The 19,226-nt window shown below is 65.6% G+C and carries 17 protein-coding genes; 12 read left to right on the forward strand and 5 right to left on the reverse strand.

The window, feature by feature from the left end; genetic code table 11:
* Positions 1-9: 9 nt before the first annotated feature.
* The 3 genes from kdpC to K5H97_RS08940 all read left to right on the forward strand — a co-directional run bounded on the left by kdpC (position 10) and on the right by K5H97_RS08940 (position 4,070).
* The gene (kdpC, locus tag K5H97_RS08930; RefSeq protein ID WP_028690487.1) at positions 10-573 is read left to right on the forward strand and encodes a potassium-transporting ATPase subunit KdpC; all 564 of its coding nucleotides are present in this window, start codon (positions 10-12) and stop codon (positions 571-573) included.
* 150 nt (positions 574-723) lie between these two features.
* Positions 724-3,378 (forward strand): sensor histidine kinase, encoded by a 2,655-nt coding sequence (locus K5H97_RS08935; RefSeq protein WP_028690488.1) that lies wholly within the window; start codon positions 724-726, stop codon positions 3,376-3,378.
* Positions 3,375-4,070 carry a response regulator gene (locus tag K5H97_RS08940; protein ID WP_028690489.1) on the forward strand — a complete coding sequence of 232 codons (696 nt, stop codon included), beginning with the start codon at positions 3,375-3,377 and terminating at the stop codon, positions 4,068-4,070. Before K5H97_RS08935 ends, K5H97_RS08940 begins: the two co-directional genes overlap by 4 nt.
* Positions 4,071-4,079: 9 nt before the next feature.
* On the opposite strand, the gene lysA is transcribed toward K5H97_RS08940, so the two are convergent.
* Complete coding sequence (gene lysA / locus K5H97_RS08945; RefSeq protein ID WP_028690490.1) at positions 4,080-5,309, reverse strand: diaminopimelate decarboxylase; 1,230 nt, start codon at positions 5,307-5,309, stop codon at positions 4,080-4,082.
* Between the two features lie 126 nt (positions 5,310-5,435).
* Here lysA and K5H97_RS08950 point away from each other — a divergent pair, with 126 nt between their 5' ends.
* Entirely contained in the window at positions 5,436-6,350 is a 915-nt protein-coding gene (locus tag K5H97_RS08950; protein WP_028690491.1) for a LysR family transcriptional regulator, read from the forward strand.
* Positions 6,351-6,429: 79 nt separating this feature from the next.
* Positions 6,430-6,768, forward strand: coding sequence for a hypothetical protein (locus K5H97_RS08955; RefSeq protein WP_028690492.1), 339 nt, complete (start codon positions 6,430-6,432; stop codon positions 6,766-6,768).
* Positions 6,769-6,771: 3 nt separating this feature from the next.
* Here the strand turns inward: K5H97_RS08955 and cynR are convergent, their stop codons facing one another.
* A complete protein-coding gene (gene cynR, locus K5H97_RS08960) occupies positions 6,772-7,662 on the reverse strand; it encodes a transcriptional regulator CynR (protein WP_028690493.1) in 891 nt (296 codons plus the stop codon).
* Between the two features lie 110 nt (positions 7,663-7,772).
* Between cynR and K5H97_RS08965 the strand changes: the two genes are divergently transcribed.
* From K5H97_RS08965 to K5H97_RS08975, 3 genes are all read left to right on the forward strand, one after another.
* Positions 7,773-8,432 (forward strand): carbonic anhydrase, encoded by a 660-nt coding sequence (locus K5H97_RS08965; RefSeq protein WP_028690494.1) that lies wholly within the window; start codon positions 7,773-7,775, stop codon positions 8,430-8,432.
* Between the two features lie 29 nt (positions 8,433-8,461).
* Positions 8,462-8,932, forward strand: a complete 471-nt coding sequence (cynS, locus tag K5H97_RS08970) for a cyanase (RefSeq protein WP_028690495.1) — start codon at positions 8,462-8,464, stop codon at positions 8,930-8,932.
* An 84-nt stretch (positions 8,933-9,016) separates the two neighbouring features.
* Positions 9,017-10,240, forward strand: coding sequence for an amidohydrolase family protein (locus K5H97_RS08975; protein ID WP_028690496.1), 1,224 nt, complete (start codon positions 9,017-9,019; stop codon positions 10,238-10,240).
* A gap of 9 nt (positions 10,241-10,249) precedes the next feature.
* Here the strand turns inward: K5H97_RS08975 and K5H97_RS08980 are convergent, their stop codons facing one another.
* From K5H97_RS08980 to K5H97_RS08990, 3 genes are all read right to left on the reverse strand, one after another.
* Positions 10,250-11,503 carry an arsenic transporter gene (locus K5H97_RS08980; RefSeq protein ID WP_028690497.1) on the reverse strand — a complete coding sequence of 418 codons (1,254 nt, stop codon included), beginning with the start codon at positions 11,501-11,503 and terminating at the stop codon, positions 10,250-10,252.
* An 8-nt stretch (positions 11,504-11,511) separates the two neighbouring features.
* A complete protein-coding gene (locus K5H97_RS08985) occupies positions 11,512-12,765 on the reverse strand; it encodes an MFS transporter (protein WP_028690498.1) in 1,254 nt (417 codons plus the stop codon).
* Between the two features lie 133 nt (positions 12,766-12,898).
* Entirely contained in the window at positions 12,899-13,792 is an 894-nt protein-coding gene (locus K5H97_RS08990) for a LysR family transcriptional regulator (protein ID WP_028690499.1), read from the reverse strand.
* Between the two features lie 146 nt (positions 13,793-13,938).
* On the opposite strand from K5H97_RS08990, the gene K5H97_RS08995 reads away from it, so the two are divergent.
* From K5H97_RS08995 to K5H97_RS09010, 4 genes are all read left to right on the forward strand, one after another.
* Positions 13,939-15,018, forward strand: a complete 1,080-nt coding sequence (locus K5H97_RS08995; RefSeq protein ID WP_028690500.1) for a 4-oxalomesaconate tautomerase — start codon at positions 13,939-13,941, stop codon at positions 15,016-15,018.
* 76 nt (positions 15,019-15,094) lie between these two features.
* Positions 15,095-16,408 (forward strand): C4-dicarboxylate transporter DctA, encoded by a 1,314-nt coding sequence (gene dctA, locus K5H97_RS09000; RefSeq protein WP_028690501.1) that lies wholly within the window; start codon positions 15,095-15,097, stop codon positions 16,406-16,408.
* Positions 16,409-16,532: 124 nt separating this feature from the next.
* Positions 16,533-17,837, forward strand: a complete 1,305-nt coding sequence (locus K5H97_RS09005) for a CitMHS family transporter (protein ID WP_028690502.1) — start codon at positions 16,533-16,535, stop codon at positions 17,835-17,837.
* A gap of 63 nt (positions 17,838-17,900) precedes the next feature.
* Positions 17,901-19,154: an OprD family porin gene (locus K5H97_RS09010; RefSeq protein ID WP_028690503.1), complete on the forward strand. Its 1,254-nt coding sequence runs from the start codon at positions 17,901-17,903 to the stop codon at positions 19,152-19,154.
* The last annotated feature ends 72 nt before the right edge of the window (positions 19,155-19,226 follow it).

Genomic DNA, 19,226 nt, shown 5'->3' on the forward strand with positions numbered 1-19,226 from the left:
GAGACTGACATGACCGCCTATGTACGCCCGGCCCTGAGCCTGATCCTGCTGATGACCGTGGTCACCGGCGCGCTGTATCCCCTGGCGGTGACCGGCATCGCCCAGGTCGCCTTCCCTGACCAGGCCAATGGCAGCCTGGTGCGCGATGATCGGGGCGAGGTGCGCGGTTCGGCGTTGATCGCCCAGGAATTCAAGGGTGACGCCTGGTTCCAGTCGCGGCCTTCGGCGGGGGCCTATGCCACTGTGGCCAGCGGCGCCAGCAACCTGGCGCCGAGCAACCCGGCGCTGGCCGAGCGCGTGAAAACTGATGCCGCCGCGCAGTACCAGGTGCAACAGGGGCCGGTGCCGCAGGCGCTGCTGACCACCTCGGGCAGCGGGCTGGACCCGCACCTGCCGCCCGAGGCGGTCGCCTACCAGCTGCCGCGTGTGGCGGCGGCGCGGCAGGTGCCGGTTGAGCGCTTGCAAGCGCTGGTGAATGAGGCCACCCTGCGTCCACTGATCGGGCCGCCTGTGGTCAATGTGCTGGCGCTGAACCAGGCGCTTGAGCGCCTGGCGCCTGTGGCCGTGCACTGACCCTTGTAGGAGCGGCCTTGTGTCGCGAAAGGGCTGCGCAGCGGCCCCCAGGGTTCAAGTGTTTATACAAAGATCGCCGGGGCCGCTTTGCGGCCCTTTCGCGACACAAGGCCGCTCCCACAGTGACCGTGAACAAGCAAAGGATAAAACATGAGTGACTCCGCCCGCGCCGACGCGCTGTTGGCGGGCCTGCCCCGGGAAGGTCGGGGCAGGCTCAAGGTATTTCTCGGCGCCGCGCCCGGGGTCGGCAAGACCTTTGCCATGCTGCAGGCCGCCCACGCCCAGCAACGCCACGGCGTGCGCGTGGTGGCCGGGGTGGTCGAGACCCACGGCCGCGCCGAGACCGAGGCCCTGCTCGGGGGCCTGACCCAGCAACCGCTGCTGCGCAGCGAGTACCGTGGCGTGATGCTCGAGGAAATGGACCTCGACGGCCTGCTCAAGGCCGCGCCCCCCTTGGTGCTGGTCGACGAACTGGCCCACACCAACGCCCCCGGCAGCCGCCACGCCAAGCGCTGGCAGGACGTGCAGGAACTGCTCGCCGCCGGCATCGACGTGTACACCACGGTCAACGTCCAGCACCTGGAAAGCCTCAACGACAAGGTCCGCGACATCACCGGCGTGCAGGTGCGCGAGACCCTGCCCGACTGGGTGCTGCAGGAGGCCTTCGAACTGGTATTGATCGACTTGCCGCCGCGCGAGCTGCTCGAGCGTCTGCGCGAGGGCAAGGTCTACGTCCCCGAGCAGGCGCGGGCAGCCATCGAGGCCTATTTCTCCCAGACCAACCTCACCGCCCTGCGCGAGCTGGCCATGCAGACCGCCGCCGCCCAGGTCGATGCGGACCTGGCCAGCGGCTACCGCCAGCGTGGCCAGGAAGCACCGGCCCTGCGCGGTCGCCTGCTGGTGGGCATTGACGGCGACGACCAGGCCGAGCGCCTGGTGCGTCATGCCTGTCGCGTGGCCCAGCGTCGCCATCTGCCGTGGAGCGTGGTCCATGTCGACAATGGCCGACTGCGTGACGAGACCGCCCGCCATCGCTTGCAGGCCGCCCAGCAACTGGCCGAGCGCCTGGGCGGTGAAGTGGTGCTGCTGCGGGCCGGCGAGGTGGCCCGCACGCTGATCCAGCACGCCGACGAGCGCCGCGCCAGCCTGGTGCTGGTGGGCCAGTCCCGCGATCTGCTGCGTCGGCGCTTCTTCGGCGCCGGTGTCGCCGCGCGCCTGTTGCGCGAGAGCCACGGCCTGGAGATCAACGTGCTCGACCGCGACACCCAGCCGCAACCGGCGCGTGCGGCGGTCAAACGCGTGTGGGTATGGCGCCACTACCTGCTGGCGCTGTTCGCCACGATGCTGGCCACCGGCCTGGCCTGGGCCGTGTCGAGCCTGCTGGCGCTGCCCAACATCTCCCTGGTGTTCCTCGCCGCCGTGCTGTTGGTGGCGGTGCGCAGCAGCCTGGGTCCGGCGTTGGCCTGCGCGGCGTTGTCGTTCCTGACCTACGACTTCCTGTTCATCCCGCCGAACTTCTCCTTCGCCATCCAGCGTGAGGAGGACGTGCTGACCCTGGTGTTCTTCCTGCTGATGGCCGCGCTCACCGGCAACCTGGCCGCTCGCCAGCGTCGCCAACTGCAGGCCTTGCGCGAGACCCAGGCGCAGACCAACCAGTTGCTCGACCTGTCGCGCCGCCTGACCGTGGCCACCGACCGCCAGGCCGTGTTCAGCGCCGCCGGCCAGCATATGGACGGCTGGCAGGACGTGCAGGTGTGCCTGCTTGAACGCAGCGCCGATGGCTTGTTGCAGGTCGCCAGTGGCGGCAACCATGCCTTCACCGACAACGAACGCGCCGCCGCCGAGTGGGCCTGGCAGCATGGCCAGGCTGCAGGCTTTGGCAGCGACACCTTGCCTCACGGGCGTTGGTGGTGGTGGCCGTTGGCCGTGGAAGAGCAACCCTTGGCGCTGCTCGGCATTCGCCCCCGCGATGGCGAGCCGCTGAGCGCCCAGCGCCGCCGCCTGCTGAAGGCCCTGGCGCAACCCCTGGCCCAGGCCCTGGCCCGCGCACGCCTTGGCGAGCAACTGGAAGCCGCGCGCCTGCACGGTGAAACCGAGCAACTGCGCAGCGCCTTGCTCGCCTCGGTCTCCCACGACCTGCGCACCCCGCTGACGTCCATGCGCGGCAGCATCGACAGCCTGCTGGCCCTGGGCGACGCGATTCCCCCGGATGACCGCCGCGAACTGCTCGAAGGCACCCGCAACGAAGCCGAGCGCCTGGACCGCTACATCCAGAACCTGCTGGACATGACCCGCCTGGGCCACGGTACCCTCAAGCTGGCCCGCGACTGGGTGGCTCCGGCCGACATCGTCGGCAGTGCCCTCAATCGCCTGCGCGTGGTGCTGGCGCCCTTGCGCGTGCACACCGAAGTACCGCCCGAGCTGCCGCTGTTGTTCGTGCATGCGGCGCTGATCGAGCAGGCGCTGATCAACGTGCTGGAGAACGCCGCCCGTTTTTCCCCGCCGCAGGGCCGCCTGGCGCTGCAGGTTTCGGTGCGTGACGAGCAGCTGTGCTTCGCGGTGGCCGACGAAGGTCCCGGCATCCCCCAGGACGAGCGTGAAAAGATCTTCGACATGTTCTACACCGCCGCCCGTGGCGACCGCGGCGGGCAGGGTACCGGCCTGGGCCTGGCGATCTGCCAGGGCATGATCGGCGCCCATGGTGGCCGCATCCTGGTCGATGATGGCATCGATGGCCACGGCACCTGCATCACTCTATGCTTGCCGCTGCCGACCCAACCCGATACTGAAAGTGAAGCCCCATGAGCCAAGCCGCCACTCTGCTGGTCATCGACGACGAGCCACAGATCCGCAAGTTCCTGCGCATCAGCCTGGCGTCCCAGGGCTACAAGGTGCTCGAGGCCGCCACCGGCGGCGAGGGCCTGGCCCAGGCCGCGCTGAACAAGCCCGACCTGGTGGTGCTCGACCTGGGCCTGCCGGACATGGACGGCCAGCAGGTGCTGCGCGAGCTGCGCGAGTGGAGCGCGGTACCAGTGATGGTGCTGTCGGTGCGCGCTAGCGAAGTGCAGAAGGTCGATGCGCTGGATGGTGGGGCCAACGACTACGTGACCAAACCGTTCGGCATCCAGGAGTTCCTCGCCCGGGTGCGGGCACTGCTGCGCCAGGCGCCGCAGGTAGGCAACGGGCCGTCGGCGGCGAGCTTCGGTGCGCTGGTGGTGGACTTCGCCTTTCGCAAGGTGACCCTGGACGGCGTCGAGGTGGCGTTGACGCGCAAGGAGTACGCGTTGTTGGCGCAGTTGGCCGGGCACCCGGGACGGGTGATCACCCAGCAGCAGCTGTTGAAAGACATCTGGGGGCCGACCCATATGGACGATACCCACTACCTGCGCATCGTGGTAGGGCACCTGCGGCAGAAACTGGGGGATGACCCCACGGCGCCGCGGTTCATCGTCACCGAGGCGGGGGTGGGGTATCGGTTGGTCACGCCGGCCCAGTAGGGGCGGGCTTTATATACCCAGCTCCAGTGCCAGAAGCTCCTGCACGGTCTGGCGCCGGCGGATCATGCGCAAGTTGCCCTGTTCGATCAGAAATTCAGGCAGCAGGGGGCGACTGTTGTAGTTCGACGACATCGAAGCCCCGTAAGCCCCGGCATCGTGGATCACCAGCAGGTCACCCACTTTGGCCTGGGGCAGTTGCTGTGGCGTCAGTTCCTCATCGTTCTGGGTGAATACATCCCCCGACTCGCACAGCGGCCCGGCCACCACGGTCGGTTGCAGCGGACGGCTCACCGGTCGGCCCACCGCATCGAACAGGCTCATGCGGTGGTAGGCGCCGTACATCGCCGGGCGCATCAGGTCGTTGAAACCGGCATCGACCAGGATGTAGTGCCGGTCACCCATCTGCTTGACGGCGCGTACCTCGGCCACCAGGCAACCCGACTCCGCCACCAGGAAGCGGCCCGGTTCGATCTCCATGCGCACGGGGTGGCCGAGCATGGCTTCGATCTCCGCCCGCGCCACTGCCCAGGTATGGGCGTAGCGTTGCAGGTCCACCGGCTGGTCGTCGGTGCGGTACGGCGTGGACAACCCGCCGCCGATGGAGAAGGCCTCGATGTCCATGCCCAGCTTGTCGACCAGCCCGACCATGGCACCGGCTACCTGTTCCAGGTGTTCGTAGTCTACCCCCGAGCCGATGTGCATGTGCACGCCCACCAGGTGCAATCCGTACTGTTTCACGCAGGCCAGCGCCTCGGGCAACTGCTCGTGCCAGATGCCGTGCTTGCTGTTCTCGCCGCCGGTGTTGGTCTTTCGGCTGTGGCCGTGGCCGAACCCCGGGTTGATGCGCAGCCATACCCGGTGCCCGGCGGCGTGCTCGCCCAGCTGGCGGAGCATGTCGATGGAACCGGCGTTCACCTCGATCTTTGTCTCGACCACTCGAGCCAGGGTGGGCTGGTCGAGCACGTCGCAGGTCAGCACCACGCCGGCCGGCTCGCCGTCCACTGTCGCCCCGGCCGCGAACGCCCGCTCCATTTCGCCCAGCGACACGGCATCGAGCACCAGGCCACGTTCGCGCATCAGGCGCAGGACGTGCAGGTTGGGGTTGGCCTTCTGCGCGAAGCGGACCGTGTCGAAGTGCTGCTGCAACTGATCGATGCGCTGGTGGATGGTCTGGGCGTCGTAGGCCCACAGTGGGGAGCCGTGCTGGCGGACGGCCTGGGCCAGGAGGGTGGTGGTCATGGGGGTGTTCCTTGTAATGGATGCACCGATCTTGAGTCAGTTGATTGATCCAGAAAAATAGCTATTTATGCTGGCTCAATTCATATTTGATATGTATGCGTCAATCTCACGGGTCTTGGCATCACCATGAAACTCACCATCCGCCACATCGAAGTGTTCCGCGCCATCATGGCCGCCGGCAGCGTCACCGGCGCCGCCCGCCTGCTGTTCACCTCGCAACCCACTGTCAGCCGTGAGCTGGCGCGCATGGAGCAGGTCACCGGTCTGAACCTGTTCGAGCGCGAAGGCGGGCGCCTGGCGCCCACGGCCCAGGCCTTGCTACTGATCGAGGAGGTCGAGCGCGCCTTCGTCGGCCTGGAGCGCATCGACCGCTTCGCCCAGGCCATCCGCAACTTCGAGCAGGGCCGGCTGGCCATCACCTGCCTGCCACTGTTCTCGCAGACTCTGCTGCCCAAGGCCTGCAAGGCGTTCCACCAGCAACACCCGGGGGTCAGCGTGAGCATTACCGCGCAGGAGTCGCCGTTGCTGGAAGAATCATTGGTCGCCCAACAGCACGACCTCGGCTTGACCGAAACCGCGCAGGTGCCCAGGGGCGCGGTCGGGGAACTGCTATTCAGCGCCGACATGGTCTGCGTGTTGCCCGAGCATCATCCGTTGCTCGCCAAGCCACTGCTTGAGTTGCACGACTTCCATGAGGTCGACTTCATCAACCTGGCCAGCCTGGACAGCTATCGGCAACAGCTGGACCGCCACTTCCGCGAGGCTGGAGTAAACAGGCGCACGGTGATCGAAACCACCAGCGCCGCCTCGGTATGCGCCATGGTCCGGCAAGGGCTGGGCGTGGCGATCATCAACCCGCTGAGCGGGTTGGAGGCAGGGCAGGGTGGGCTGCCCATGCGCCGTTTGAGTCTCTCGGTACCGTATCAGGTAATGCTTATCCGACCAGAGCTGCGCCCGGCGTCGGCTGTGCTGGAGCCGTTCTGCCAGGCGCTTCGGCTGCAGGCCGGGGAGATGGAGCGGGCATTGGCAAAGGGCGCTTGAGCACGCCGTGTCACCTGTTGGAACGATTCGGAACGTGGCGCAGTCAACCCTTTCGACAGTGTTCAAACGAGGACTCGCCATGAGTACCCTGACAATCGAAGGCTGGTGCAAAAGTGACGGCGACCGCCGATCTTCCCCGGTGGGTGATATCCACTTCGACATCCAGGGCCCGACCCACACGGCGCTGGAGCAGGCCGAGGAACGTCTACAACAGAGCCACGAGCCCGAAGCGATGGTTGATGTCGACATGGAAACGCTGAACCTGGTCTTGCCCGAAGGCTACGGCCCGCTGGCCGACTGCCGCCTGCGCGTCTACCTGAGCAACGACGAACGTGGTCAGTTTCACTTGGTCGGGCATCGGGCCAGCGATGGCAGCCTGATCTACACCAACGCGGTGCTGATTGCACAGTTGAGCTGAGCCTCAGCCGTGCTCCAGTTGCGCGGCCACCTCCTTGGCCAGCGCCAGGAAGGCCCGCGCCGCCGCCGTCTGGTAGACACCCCTGCGCTGCATGAGCACGGCCGTGCGTTGCAGGCGCAAGGGGTCCAGGGCGATGGCGGCCAGGTCGTCATGCGCCAGGACGATGTTGGCCGGGAGCAGTGTCGACAGCGTTGTCCTGCGCACCACTTCGATGACCGCGCCGATGGCGTTGGCCTCCATCATTACCTGCGGGCGGATACCGTGCTGCCTGCAGTAGCGCTCGATCTGCTCACGGGTGGCAAATTCGGCGCTGAGCAGGATCATCGATTCGTCATTCAGCGCCTGTGGCCCGATGGCACTTGCCTGGGCCAACGGGTGTTGGCTGCCGACCACCAGCGCCAGGGTCTCGACCAGTAAGGGGGAGGTGTCGATGTCCTGGGCATGGCGTTCATCGAAGGCGATACCGACATCCAGTTCGTCCAACTGCAGCATCTGCTCCATACGCTCCTGGGCGATTTCGCTCAGGTTCAGGGTGATGTTGGGGTACCGGCCATGAAAGGCCTCGACCAGGGGGCCGACCAGGTAGCTGGTAAAGGTGGGCGTCACCGCCACCCGCAATGAGCCTCGGCTGAGGTCGCCCACGTCATGGATCGCGCGCCTGGCCTCCTGCAGTTCCTGCGACGCCCGTTTCGCATAGCGCAGATAGACCTCGCCGGCATCGGTCAGCCGCGTGGTGCGCCCCGAGCGATCGAACAACTGCGCGCCCAGGCTTTCCTCCAGTTGCCTGACCTGCTGCGAAAGCGCGGGCTGGGAGACGTGCAGGGCTGCCGCCGCCCGAGTGAAGCTGTGGTGTTGGGCGACCGCGAGGAAGTACTGGATATGCCGGGCTAGCATGCCGCTCTCCATAAGATAGTCTGATGCCATTCATCATAAATTAGACTTTTACCTTATGTAACGTACCACCTAACCTTTGCCTCACACACCGCGACACTGAGGCATCAGCCATGCAAGACATCATCGACGGCTTCCTGAAGTTCCAGCGCGACGCCTTCCCCGAGCGGGTCAAGCTGTTCAAGGACCTGGCCACCCAGCAAAGCCCTCGGGCGCTGTTCATCTCCTGTTCCGACAGCCGCCTGGTGCCCGAACTGGTCACCCAGCGTGAACCCGGCGACCTGTTCGTCATCCGCAACGCCGGCAACATCGTGCCGTCCTACGGCCCTGAACCCGGTGGGGTGTCGGCCTCGGTCGAGTATGCCGTCGCCGCCCTGCAAGTGGCCGACATCGTCATCTGCGGCCACTCCGACTGCGGCGCCATGACCGCCATCGCCACCTGCAAGTGCCTGGACCATATGCCCGCCGTGGCCGGCTGGCTGCGCTACGCCGACTCGGCCCGGGTGGTGAATGAAGCCCGCCAGCATCAAAACCCCCACGCCAAGGTCGAGGCCATGGTGCGCGAGAACGTGATCGCCCAGCTGGCCAACATCCAGACTCACCCCTCGGTGCGCCTGGCCCTGGAAGAGGGCCGCGTGGCCCTGCACGGCTGGATCTACGACATCGAGAGCGGTCGCATCGACGCCTTCGACGGGCGCACCGGCCAGTTCGTATCCCTGGCGGACAACCCAGAAGTCCGCGCGGTTTCCCACGCTTCCCGGCACGTTGCCTGAACCCGATTTTCAACCCAAGGAGACACCCCATGATCCAGTCGCAAATCAGCCAGAATGCCCGCCTTGCCCTGAGCGAAGCCATCCTCCTGGCCAAGGCCCGCAAGGACCTGTCGTTCGCCCAGATCACCGACGGCACCGGCCTGTCCGAAGCCTTCGTCACCGCCGCGCTGCTGGGCCAGCACCCGCTGCCGGCCAGCGCCGCCCAGGTGGTGGGCGACAAGCTGGGCCTGGACGCCGACGGCATCGCCCTGCTGCAGACCGTGCCACTGCGCGGCAGCATCCCCGGCGGCGTGCCGACCGACCCGACCATCTACCGCTTCTACGAGATGCTGCAGGTGTACGGCACCACCCTCAAGGCACTGGTCCACGAGAAGTTTGGCGACGGCATCATCAGCGCCATCAACTTCAAGCTGGACGTGAAGAAGGTCGACGATCCGGAAGGAGGTTCGCGCGCCGTGATCACCCTGGATGGCAAGTACCTGCCGACCAAGCCGTTCTGATTCGCTCATAGGCAATAGCTCGGGCGCCGAACGACGCCCGGGCTTTTTCCACGCGCGCTAATGAGCCCCTACAGGAGCGACGGCATGGACCTGATCTTCAGAAATGTCCGCATCGATGATGCAAAACCCTTGATGGATGTGGCCGTGCGCAACGGCAAGATCACTGAAATCGCCCAAACGATCACCGCAACGGCAACCCAGGAAATCCAAGGCAACGGCAATGTCCTGATCCCAGGCTTCGTCGAAGGCCACCTGCACCTGGAAAAAGCCAACGTCATGCAGCGCAAGGCCAACCGCTCCGGCACCTTGACGGAAGCGATCGCCGTCACCGCCGAGCTCAAGCCCACGCTCACCCGCGAAGACATCCGCGAGCGCTCGACCCAGGTGTTGCGCGCGCTGGTGCAGGCCGGCACCACCCATGTCCGTGCCCACGCCGAGTTCGACCCCGCCCAGGGTTTCACGGGCCTTGAAGTGGTGCTGGAACTACGGGAAACATTCCGCGATGTCATCGATATCCAGGTGGTCGCCTTTCCCCAGGAAGGCATCCTCAAGTTGCCCGGCATGAAAGCGATGATGGTCGAGGCCATGGAGAGGGGCGCCGATGTGGTCGGCGGCATTCCCTACAACGACGCCTCGCCCCTGGAGCACATCGATTTCGTCTTCGACCTGGCCCAGCGCTATGGCAAGGACATCGACCTGCACCAGGACTTCGCCGACGACGCCGAGCACATGACCATCGAATACGTGGCCCGCCGGACCCTCGCGGCAGGCTACCAAGGGCGCGTCAGCGTCGGCCACCTGACCAGCCTGGCGGCCGTCGAACCAGCGCGCCAGTCGCGTATCATCGCGCTGCTGCGCGAAGCCGACATCAGCGTGATGTGCCTGCCCGCCACCGACCTGCACCTGGGCGCCCGTGGCGACAGCCACAATGTGCGGCGCACCCTGACCCCGGTGCGGGCGTTGCGCGATGGCGGAGTGAACGTGTGCCTGGCCACCAACAACATCCGCAATGCCTTCACTCCCTACGGCACCGGCGACCTGCTGCATATCGCGCAGCTGGCCATCCCCGCCTGTCACCTGGGCGGGGCGGACGACCAGGCCACGGTGCTGCCGATGCTCACCAGCAACCCGGCCAAGGCCCTGGGGTTGCAGAGCCATGGCTTGGCGGTGGGCAACGACGCGGACCTGGTGCTGATGGACACCCACCGTATCAGCGACGTGATCCTCGACCTGCCCGCGCGGCTGATGGTGCTCAAGCGCGGCAGGGTGGTGGCGACAGCGGAGCAGCGGCGCTCGGTGGTGTTCTGAAGGCCGGGTTCAGACGGCCAGCAGCAACAGTGCCGCCAGCAGTGCCGGGAGCATTACCAGCACGCCCAGACGCAAGAAACTCAATGCGCCGACATGCTCGCCCTCGCGGCGGATCGCCACCAGCCACAGCAGCGTGGCCAGGGAGCCGGTGATCGACAGGTTCGGTCCCAGGTCGACGCCGATAAGCAAGGCGGCGGTGGTCTGCCGGGGCAGTTCGACGAGGTGGCCGATGGAACCGGCGATCAGGCCGGTGGGCAGATTGTTCATCAGGTTGCTGGCCACGGCCGCAGTCACCCCCGCCGTCCAGCTTGCCGTGCCTGCCGACTGTTGCGCCAGGGCGGCCAACGATTGGGCAAGACGGTCGATCACGCCGGTGTGGGCCACGGCTTCCACCAGCACGAACAGTCCTGCGACCAAGGGCAGGACCCCCCAGGCCACGTGGCGCAGCAACGGCGCCGGGTTGCGCCGCTGACGCAGGTGGATCAACCCGGTGGTGGCCATGCCTGCGCAAAATGTCGGCAGCCCTAGCGGCATGTCCAGTGCCGATACCGTCAACAGCAGGGTGCCGGTGAACATCAGGCCCAGCGCGCAAAGCCGGGCGCCGGCCGACAAGGGGCGCATCTCGATGGCCACGGCCAGCGGCTGACGGATGCGCTCGCGCTGGGTCAGGCGCAGCACCAGGTAGGTCATGGCGATGGCGCCCAGCGAGGGCAGGGTGAACTGGCGCAGCCATTCCAGCAGCGGCGGCATCTGGCTGCCGAAGACTACCAGGTTGGCCGGGTTGGAGATGGGCAGCACGAAGCTGGCGGCATTGGCGATGAAGGCGCAGATGAACAAGTAGGGCAGCGGCTCGGCCTTGGCCGCCTTGCACGCCGCATACACGGCCGGTGTCAGCACCACAGCGGTGGCGTCATTGGACAGGAACACGGTGACCAGTGTACCGACCAGGAATACCAGGTCGAACAGGCGTTGGCCCGAGCCCCTGGCATGCTGCACCGCGTACCTGGCCAGCCAGTCGAACAAGCCTTCCTGGCGAGCCAGCTCGGCCAGCACCATCATGCCGGTCAGGAACAGGTAGACATCGCCTCCTTCGGCGATTGCCGCCAAGGCCAGGCGCCATGGGATCAGGCCGCAAGCCGTCAGTCCTAAGGCGGCGCCCATCGCCCAGACATATTCAGGCATGCGTCCCGGCCGAAGGATGACCAGGGCGGTGGCCGCGGCCGCAACCGACCAGATGATCAGGGATGACTCAGCGACAGGCATGCGAGGACTCAGTTTCCGGAAGGGGAGTGAAGGGGAGGGGCTTGCTCGGCGTTGGCATCGCTGGCCGGTCGGCGGGTCTCCGGCATGGCCAGCCAAAGCAGAAGCAACGCTGCAGTCGCGATGCCCGCCAATGTCAGGAATGCCGCGTCGTAGCCTGCGGACTGTACCACCAGCCCCGCGACACCGGGACTTAGCGCCGCGCCCAGGCCGAAGGCCGTGGACAATGCGCCAAGGCTGACATTGAAGCGCCCGCTGCCTTGGGTGAGGTCCTTGACCACTACCGGGAACAATGCGCCGAACAGTCCGGCGCCTATGCCATCGAGCAATTGCACGGCCACCAGCCAGAACGGATCGTCCGACATCACGTACAGCACGCCACGCAGCGGCAGGATCAGAAAGCCGGCGAGCAACAGCGGCTTGCGTCCCCAGCGGTCGGCCCTGGCGCCGGCCAGCAGCGCCATGGGCACCATCACCAGCTGCGCCGCGACGATGCACGCCGAGGTCAGCGGCGTGGCCAACTGCAGGTTGGCCTGAGCCAGTTTCTGGCCCACCAGCGGAAGCATTGCCGCGTTGGCCAGATGGAACAACGCGCAGCACACGGCGAACAGCAGCAAGGGGCGATTGTGCAACAGTACGGCAAGGCCGGCGGGGTGGGCGTGCTGGCCCGGCGGCCGCGGGTCAAGGCCGCGCGCGAGGTCATGGTCGATGGCTGTCGCCGGCACTCGGCTGATGGCGATCAGGCTGGCCACAGTCATCGCCGCCATCAGGTAGAACACCGCCACCGGTCCGAACAGGTAGGCCAGCCCGCCGGCGAGCACCGCCGAGCAGGCATTGCCGGCATGGTTGAAGGTTTCGTTGCGGCCCATGCGCCGGGTGAATGCCCGCGGCCCGGTCAGGCCCAGTGAAATGGCAGCGATGGCCGGCGCGAACACGGAACCGGCGAGCGCGCTGATGGCTTGGGTCAACGTCACCAGCGCGACGCTGGTGACCCACGGCAGCACCAGGCAACTGCCGGTCACCAGCAGCGCGGCGATGGCCATCACGGCGCGCTTGGCCGTGGTCCTGTCGATCAGCGCGCCAGCTGGCGTCTGGGTCAGCAATGCCGTGACGCTGGCCAAGGTCATGACCAGGCCGATACTGCCGGGCTCCCAATGGTGCACCGCCAGCAGGTAGATCGCCAGGTAGGGCCCAAGCCCATCACGGACATCGGCCAGGAAAAAATTCAACCCATCGAGCGAACGTTCATGAGCAGGCGAGGCCAAGGAAAACTCCGCAGGGACAAGTGAACAGAGCGCCCTGGATTTTCAAGGGCGGTCAATAGCCGCATACGTTAGCACTCCGCGGCGCAGGTGCTGATGAACTTTGCGCGGATCCGGCATGCCACCGGCCCAGGGGTCAGCGATTGGGCCATTGCTGCAACAGGATCGATACGAACTTTTCGGCCGCCGGCGACAGCGACGCACCGCGACGAAACACCAAGCCCAGCGTGCGGCTGACCTGCGGCTCGCCCAGCGGCACGCTGACCAACGTCGGATGGTCGGCGCTGGGCATGGCCAGGCTAGGCATGGCCGAGACCCCCAGCCCGGCCTCGACCATGCCCAGCGAGGTCGACAGGTGCTGGACCTCGTAGAACCATTGAGGACGAAGGTTCAGACCGGCCAGCGCATGATCGAGCAACATGCGGTTGCCGCTCAGGCGACCGACTCCGATCAAGCGGTAGTCGGCCAGTTCGGCCCAGGTCACCGACTCGCGCTTGGCCAACGGGTGGTCCCGGCGGCAAGCGAGCACAAAATGCTCCTGTACCAGCGAGACGAACTCGATGTCCGGATGCTGGCCACTCATCATGTTGATGCCAAAATCGGCCTCTGCGCGCAGTACGGCTTCCAGCCCATCGTTGGCACTGAGGTCCAGCAGGCGGATGCGGATCTTCGGGTACTGCGCGTTGTAGTCGCGGATCACCGAGGGCAGAAAGTAGAACGCTGCCGTGGGAATGCAAGCGAGGGTGACCTGCCCCGTCTGGCGCTCGGCCAGTTCACGGATGCTCAGGATCGAATCCTCGAAATCATCCAGCAGGCGCCTGGCTTTGGGCAGGAAATCCCGACCCACGCTCGTCAGGCTGACCCGGCGCGTAGTGCGTTCGAGTAACGAAGTACCGAGCCCTTCCTCGAGCTTCTTGATTCGTCGGCTCAGGGCGGGTTGGGACAAGTGCAGCGCTTCTGCAGCTTCGTGAAAGCTGCCAAGTTCGGCGATTTTCACGAAAGATCTTATATCTTGCAGTTCATATTCCATCAGGCATCGCTCAGTGGGCCGTTCGATTATTGATGCTTGTATCGCAATAATGACTACGATATTTGCATTGGATTGATTTATCCATCCCTGTCACTCTTTTGCTCACAACATCAATGATGTCCATTGATCAACAAGAGTGCGAAATCATGCAACGAATTCCTTGCGTACTCATGCGCGGCGGTACCTCCAAAGGGCCGTTCTTCCACGCCTGGGACCTGCCTGCAAACGTGGTCGAGCGCGACGAGTTGCTGATCAACCTGATGGGCTCCGGACACGAGCTGGAAATCGACGGCATCGGTGGCGGCAGCCCGCAGACCAGCAAAGTGGCGATCATCAGCCCGTCGTTGCACGCCGATGCCGATGTCGACTACCTGTTCGTCCAGGTGATGGTCGCCCAGCGGCGCGTCGACACCGCGCCCAACTGCGGCAACATGCTGTGCGCCGTGGGGCCGTTCGCCATCGAGCAAGGGCTGGTCAAGGCCAACGACGGCAAGACCCTGGTACGCATCCGCAACCTCAATACCGGAACCTTCGTCGATTCACTGGTGCAAACGCCTGGCGGCATCGTGCGCTACGAAGGGCGCACGGCGATCGACGGCGTCCCTGGCACGGCGGCCCCGGTGCACCTGACGTTCCTCGATGCAGTGGGCAGCAAGACCGGCAAGCTGTTCCCTACGGGCAAACCTCAGGATGTGATCGACGGCGTGCCGGTCACCTGCATCGACATGGCGATGCCCATGATGATCGTCGACGCCCGGCAACTGGGCGTGACCGGCTCGGAGACCCCGGCCGAGCTGGATGCCGACAATGCCTTGCTGCAGCGCCTGGAAGCCTTGCGCCTGAAGGCTGGCAAGGCCATGGGCCTGGGTGATGTCAGCGGCATGGTGATCCCCAAGCCGGTGCTGGTCGCGCCACCTCGGCATGACGGTACGGTGCAGGTGCGCTATTTCATGCCGCACAATTGCCACCGGGCCCTGGCGATCACCGGCGCCGTCGGATTGGCCACGGCTTGCGTCAGCGCCGGTACGGTGGTCGGCGACCTGCTCGGCGAGGGGGCACAACACTTGGAGCAGGTGCGCATCGAACATCCCAGTGGTGGCATCGACGTGGCGCTGTCGCGTAGCGGCGTCGATGGCAAGACCCTGCAGGCATCGGTGGTGCGTACCGCCCGTCGGCTCTTCTCAGGGTTCGTTTATGCCCCGTCCTCGCGCAGGCTGGCGGGATAGACCCAGGCCGCCGCCACCATCAGCGCGGCTTCAGCAACAAGCGCATCCGCACAATTTCAACAATGGGTGATGCCTCATGAAACTTGCCAGATCCCTGTATTTCCAGATCCTCTGCGCCGTCCTGCTGGGCGTGGTGGTCGGCCACTTCTGGGCGCAACAGGCCGTTGCCCTCAAACCCCTGGGCGACGCCTTCATCAAGTTGATCAAGATGATGATCGCGCCAGTGGTGTTCTGCACCATCGTCACCGGCATTGCCGGCATGACCGACAAGCGCTCCCTGGGGCGCCTGATGAGCAAGACCTTGCTGCTGTTCCTGCTGCTGACCGTGATCAGCCTGGTGATCGGCCTGGCGGCGGTGTACCTGTTCCGGCCCGGCGCCGGCATGAACATCGATCCTGCCACCCTGAGTACAGAAGGCCTGGGCCAGTACGCCGCCTCGGCAGCGAAACTGGGCGTGGTCGACTTCTTCATGCACATCATTCCGGAGACATTCATCGGTGCCTTCAACAAGGGTGAGGTGCTGCCGGTGCTGTTCATCGCCGTACTCAGCGGCTTCGCCCTGTCGTCCATGGGTGAGAAGGGCCGGCCCGTCCTTGCGGTGCTGGAGTCGGTCTCGATCATGGTGTTCCGTATCTTCGGCTACCTGATGCGTTTCGCCCCGGTCGGTGCGTTCGGTGCGCTGGCCTTCACCGTCGGGCAATACGGCGTTACCTCCCTCGGCGCCCTGGCCAAGCTGGTGGGCACGCTGTACATCGCTTGCGCCTTCTTCGTCCTGGTTGTGCTGGGCGGCATCTGTCGCGCCCATGGCTTCAGCCTGTGGAAGCTGCTGCGCTATTTCCGCGAAGAGTTTCTGGTGGTGCTGGGTACCTCGTCCACCGAACCGGTGCTGCCGCGCATGCTCGAAAAGCTCGAGCGGCTCGGTTGTCGCAAAGGCGTGGTAGGGCTGGTGCTGCCAACCGGGTATTCCTTCAACCTCGATGGCACCGCCATCTACCTGTCGCTGGCGGCCGTGTTCATCGCGCAGGCCTGCAACATCGACCTGACCCTCGGGCAGACGGTGACCATGCTGGCAATCATGCTGCTGTCGTCCAAGGGGGCCGCCGGCGTGACCGGCAGCGGCTTCGTGGCGTTGGCCTCGACCCTCACGGTCATCCACGACATACCGCTGGCCGGGCTTGCCTTGTTGATCGGTATCGATCGCTTCATGTCCGAGGCGCGGGCCCTGACCAGCCTGGCCAGCAACGCCGTGGCCACCGTGGTCATCTCGCTGTCGGAGCATGCCTGCGATCGCGAAACCTTGCTGCGCCGCCTCGACGGCGCGCCATCGGCGGCCGACGAAGCCGTCGACGCTCACCCCGAGTGGTCCGCGCAGCCTCCCCGGCACGGCTGACCAACCGGTTATCGCTCCCATGTTGCAGTAGACTTCCCCCCAGCATCCCTGCGATGCCGGGTGGGGCAGGGGGCCGCCTGCGCGTCGGGCGGCCAAACACAGAATAAAAACAAGAGAAAAAACCATGCTCGCACTCCTGGGCCTGATCATGGTGGTGACGTTCACCTACCTGATCATGAGCAAACGCCTGTCGCCGATCGTCGCGCTCACAGTGGTACCCATCGTTTTTGCCGTGATTGGCGGTTTCGCTCCCGAGCTCGGCAAGATGATGCTCGATGGCCTGAAGATGGTGGCACCCTCGGCGGCGTTGCTGCTGTTCGCCATCCTGTTCTTCGGCCTGATGATCGATGCCGGCCTGTTCGACCCTTTGATCCGCAAGATTCTCAAGCGGGTGAACGGCGATCCGATCAAGATCGCCATAGGCACCGCGCTGCTGTCGTTGCTGGTTGCCCTCGACGGCGACGGCACCACCACCTACATGATCACCTGCGCGGCGATGCTGCCGCTGTACAAACGCATCGGCATGAACCCGATGATTTTGGCCACGGTGTCGATGCTATCGCTGAGCATCATGAGCGGCATGAGCCCCTGGGGCGGGCCTGCCACCCGCGCGATCGCCGCCCTTGGCCTGGATGCGACCGAATACTTCATCCCGATGCTGCCCACCGTGATCGGCGGCGCGGTCTGGGTGGTGTTCACCGCCTATCTGTTGGGGCGCGCCGAGCGTCGGCGCATCGGCAATGTCACCCTGGCGTCAGGGGGCGGCAATTGCTACATCAAGGAGATCCTCGGCGACAACCCACACAAGCGTCCGCGCCTGGCCTATGTGAACCTGATGCTGGTGATCGCCGTGATGACCGCGCTGGTGATGGGCGTGATGCATTCCGCGCTGCTGTTCATGATCGGTTTCGTCGCCGCGTTGATGATCAACTATCCGCAACTGGAGCTGCAGAAGGAGCGCATTCTCGCCCATTCGGGCAATGCCATGACCGTCGTGCTGCTGGTGTTCGCCGCCGGCATATTCGCCGGCATCTTCTCCGGCACCAAAATGGTCGACGCCCTCGCCCAGACCTTGGTGGACTGGATCCCCGACGCCTGGAGCCACTGGTTCCCGCTGGTGGTGGCGCTGACCAGCATGCCGCTGACCTTCGTACTGTCCAATGACGCCTACTACTTCGGGGTGGTGCCGATCCTGGCCAACGCGGCCGCGGCCTATGGCATCGACCCGGTGGAAATCGCCCGGGCCTCGGTACTGGGGCAGCCGGTGCACCTGATGAGCCCGTTGGTAGCCTCGACCCTGTTGCTGGTGGGGATGGTCGACCGCGATATCGGCGACTTCCAGAAAGCCACCGTCAAGTGGGCGGTGCTTACCTCGCTGGTGATCACCGCGCTGGCGCTGCTCACAGGTGCCTTGTCCTTCTTCGTGTGAATCACCGGGCGCCGCGCGGCGCCCACCCACCGCTCATCCAAGAACAACAACAGAGTACCGATCATGTTCCGAAGTGTTTTCCGTGGGGCCACCTGTGGCCTGCTCTGCGGCTGGTTGCCCGTTGCCGGCGCTGGCGGATTCGTCGACGACGGCAAGCTCAAGCTGCAGCTGCGCAACGTCTATTTCAACGAGAACTTCCGTGACGAGCAGGGCCTGTCCCCACGCGCGGCGGCCTCGGCCAAGCATGAGCGGACCGAGTGGGCGCAGGGCTTTTTGCTCGACTACCAGTCCGGGTTCACCCAAGGCACCTTGGGCGTTGGGCTCGATGCCCTGGCCCTGGTGGGCGTGCGGTTGGACTCCGGACGCGGGCGCAGCGGCAGCGGCCTGTTGCCGGTGCACGACGACGGTCGGGCCGCGGACGAATTCAGCAGCGCCGGCCTGACCGCCAAGGCGCGCCTGGGCCAGACCGTGATCAAGCACGGCACCTTGCTGCCCAAGACCCCGGTGCTGGTCTACAACGACGCGCGGTTGTTGCCGCAGACTTACCAGGGCACGCAGCTGACCAGCACCGACATCGATGGGTTGAGCCTCACCGCCGGTCACCTGGACAAGTTCAAGTTGCGCGACTCCTCGGACAGCACCGGCTTGTACCTGGATGGCTACAGCGGCAACGCGTCCGGTGATTTCTCCTACGTCGGTGCCGATTATGCGGTGGGCAAGCCGCTGCGCCTGAGCTACTTCCACGCCCGGCTCGACGGCTTCTATCGCCAGGACTTCGCCGGCCTGGTGCATGACCTGCCGCTGGCCGGCGGGGTGCTGACCAGCGACCTGCGCTACTTCAGGAGCCGCGACAGCGGTGCCGCCCATGGCGGCGCCATCGACAACGACCTGTACAGCGGGCAACTGGCGTATGCGCATTCCGGGCATACGGTCGGTGCCGGCTACCAGGTGCTTGATGGCGAGGCCGGGCTGCCCTATATCAGCGGCGCAACGGTGTATTCGTTCAGCAACGTCGGTATCGGCAAGTTCATCGAGGAGCAGGAAAAAACCTGGATGGCCAGCTATGCCTACAACTTCGCCGCCGCGGGGGTGCCCGGGCTGACCTTCATGACGCGTTACCTCAGCGGCGCCAACGGTCGCGCCGGGGAGGCGGGTATCAAGGAATGGGAGCGTGACGCCGAGCTGGCCTACGTGGTCCAGGGTGGCCCGCTCAAAGGCCTGGGGGTGAGGTTGCGCAACTATGTCTATCGTTCCGACTTCGCCCGCGGTCGCGACAGCAACCGTGTGTACCTGACCTACGACATCGCGCTTTGGTGAGTGTCCATCCTGGGTGGCCGGTGCGCGTCCAGGCGGCGGTTGTGGGCATTGATGGCGGGCGTGCGGCGTCCC

It is taken from the genome of Pseudomonas mosselii, from assembly GCF_019823065.1.
Classification (GTDB): Bacteria; Pseudomonadota; Gammaproteobacteria; order Pseudomonadales; family Pseudomonadaceae; genus Aquipseudomonas; species Aquipseudomonas mosselii.

Bases quoted from the DNA above. Each gene is read 5' to 3' on its own strand.
- kdpC (WP_028690487.1), top strand. From the start codon at position 10: ATGACCGCCTATGTACGCCCGGCCCTGAGCCTGATCCTGCTGATGACC.
- K5H97_RS08935 (WP_028690488.1), top strand. From the start codon at position 724: ATGAGTGACTCCGCCCGCGCCGACGCGCTGTTGGCGGGCCTGCCCCGG.
- K5H97_RS08940 (WP_028690489.1), top strand. From the start codon at position 3,375: ATGAGCCAAGCCGCCACTCTGCTGGTCATCGACGACGAGCCACAGATC.
- lysA (WP_028690490.1), bottom strand. From the start codon at position 5,309: ATGACCACCACCCTCCTGGCCCAGGCCGTCCGCCAGCACGGCTCCCCA.
- K5H97_RS08950 (WP_028690491.1), top strand. From the start codon at position 5,436: ATGAAACTCACCATCCGCCACATCGAAGTGTTCCGCGCCATCATGGCC.
- K5H97_RS08955 (WP_028690492.1), top strand. From the start codon at position 6,430: ATGAGTACCCTGACAATCGAAGGCTGGTGCAAAAGTGACGGCGACCGC.
- cynR (WP_028690493.1), bottom strand. From the start codon at position 7,662: ATGCTAGCCCGGCATATCCAGTACTTCCTCGCGGTCGCCCAACACCAC.
- K5H97_RS08965 (WP_028690494.1), top strand. From the start codon at position 7,773: ATGCAAGACATCATCGACGGCTTCCTGAAGTTCCAGCGCGACGCCTTC.
- cynS (WP_028690495.1), top strand. From the start codon at position 8,462: ATGATCCAGTCGCAAATCAGCCAGAATGCCCGCCTTGCCCTGAGCGAA.
- K5H97_RS08975 (WP_028690496.1), top strand. From the start codon at position 9,017: ATGGACCTGATCTTCAGAAATGTCCGCATCGATGATGCAAAACCCTTG.
- K5H97_RS08980 (WP_028690497.1), bottom strand. From the start codon at position 11,503: ATGCCTGTCGCTGAGTCATCCCTGATCATCTGGTCGGTTGCGGCCGCG.
- K5H97_RS08990 (WP_028690499.1), bottom strand. From the start codon at position 13,792: ATGGAATATGAACTGCAAGATATAAGATCTTTCGTGAAAATCGCCGAA.
- K5H97_RS08995 (WP_028690500.1), top strand. From the start codon at position 13,939: ATGCAACGAATTCCTTGCGTACTCATGCGCGGCGGTACCTCCAAAGGG.
- dctA (WP_028690501.1), top strand. From the start codon at position 15,095: ATGAAACTTGCCAGATCCCTGTATTTCCAGATCCTCTGCGCCGTCCTG.
- K5H97_RS09005 (WP_028690502.1), top strand. From the start codon at position 16,533: ATGCTCGCACTCCTGGGCCTGATCATGGTGGTGACGTTCACCTACCTG.
- K5H97_RS09010 (WP_028690503.1), top strand. From the start codon at position 17,901: ATGTTCCGAAGTGTTTTCCGTGGGGCCACCTGTGGCCTGCTCTGCGGC.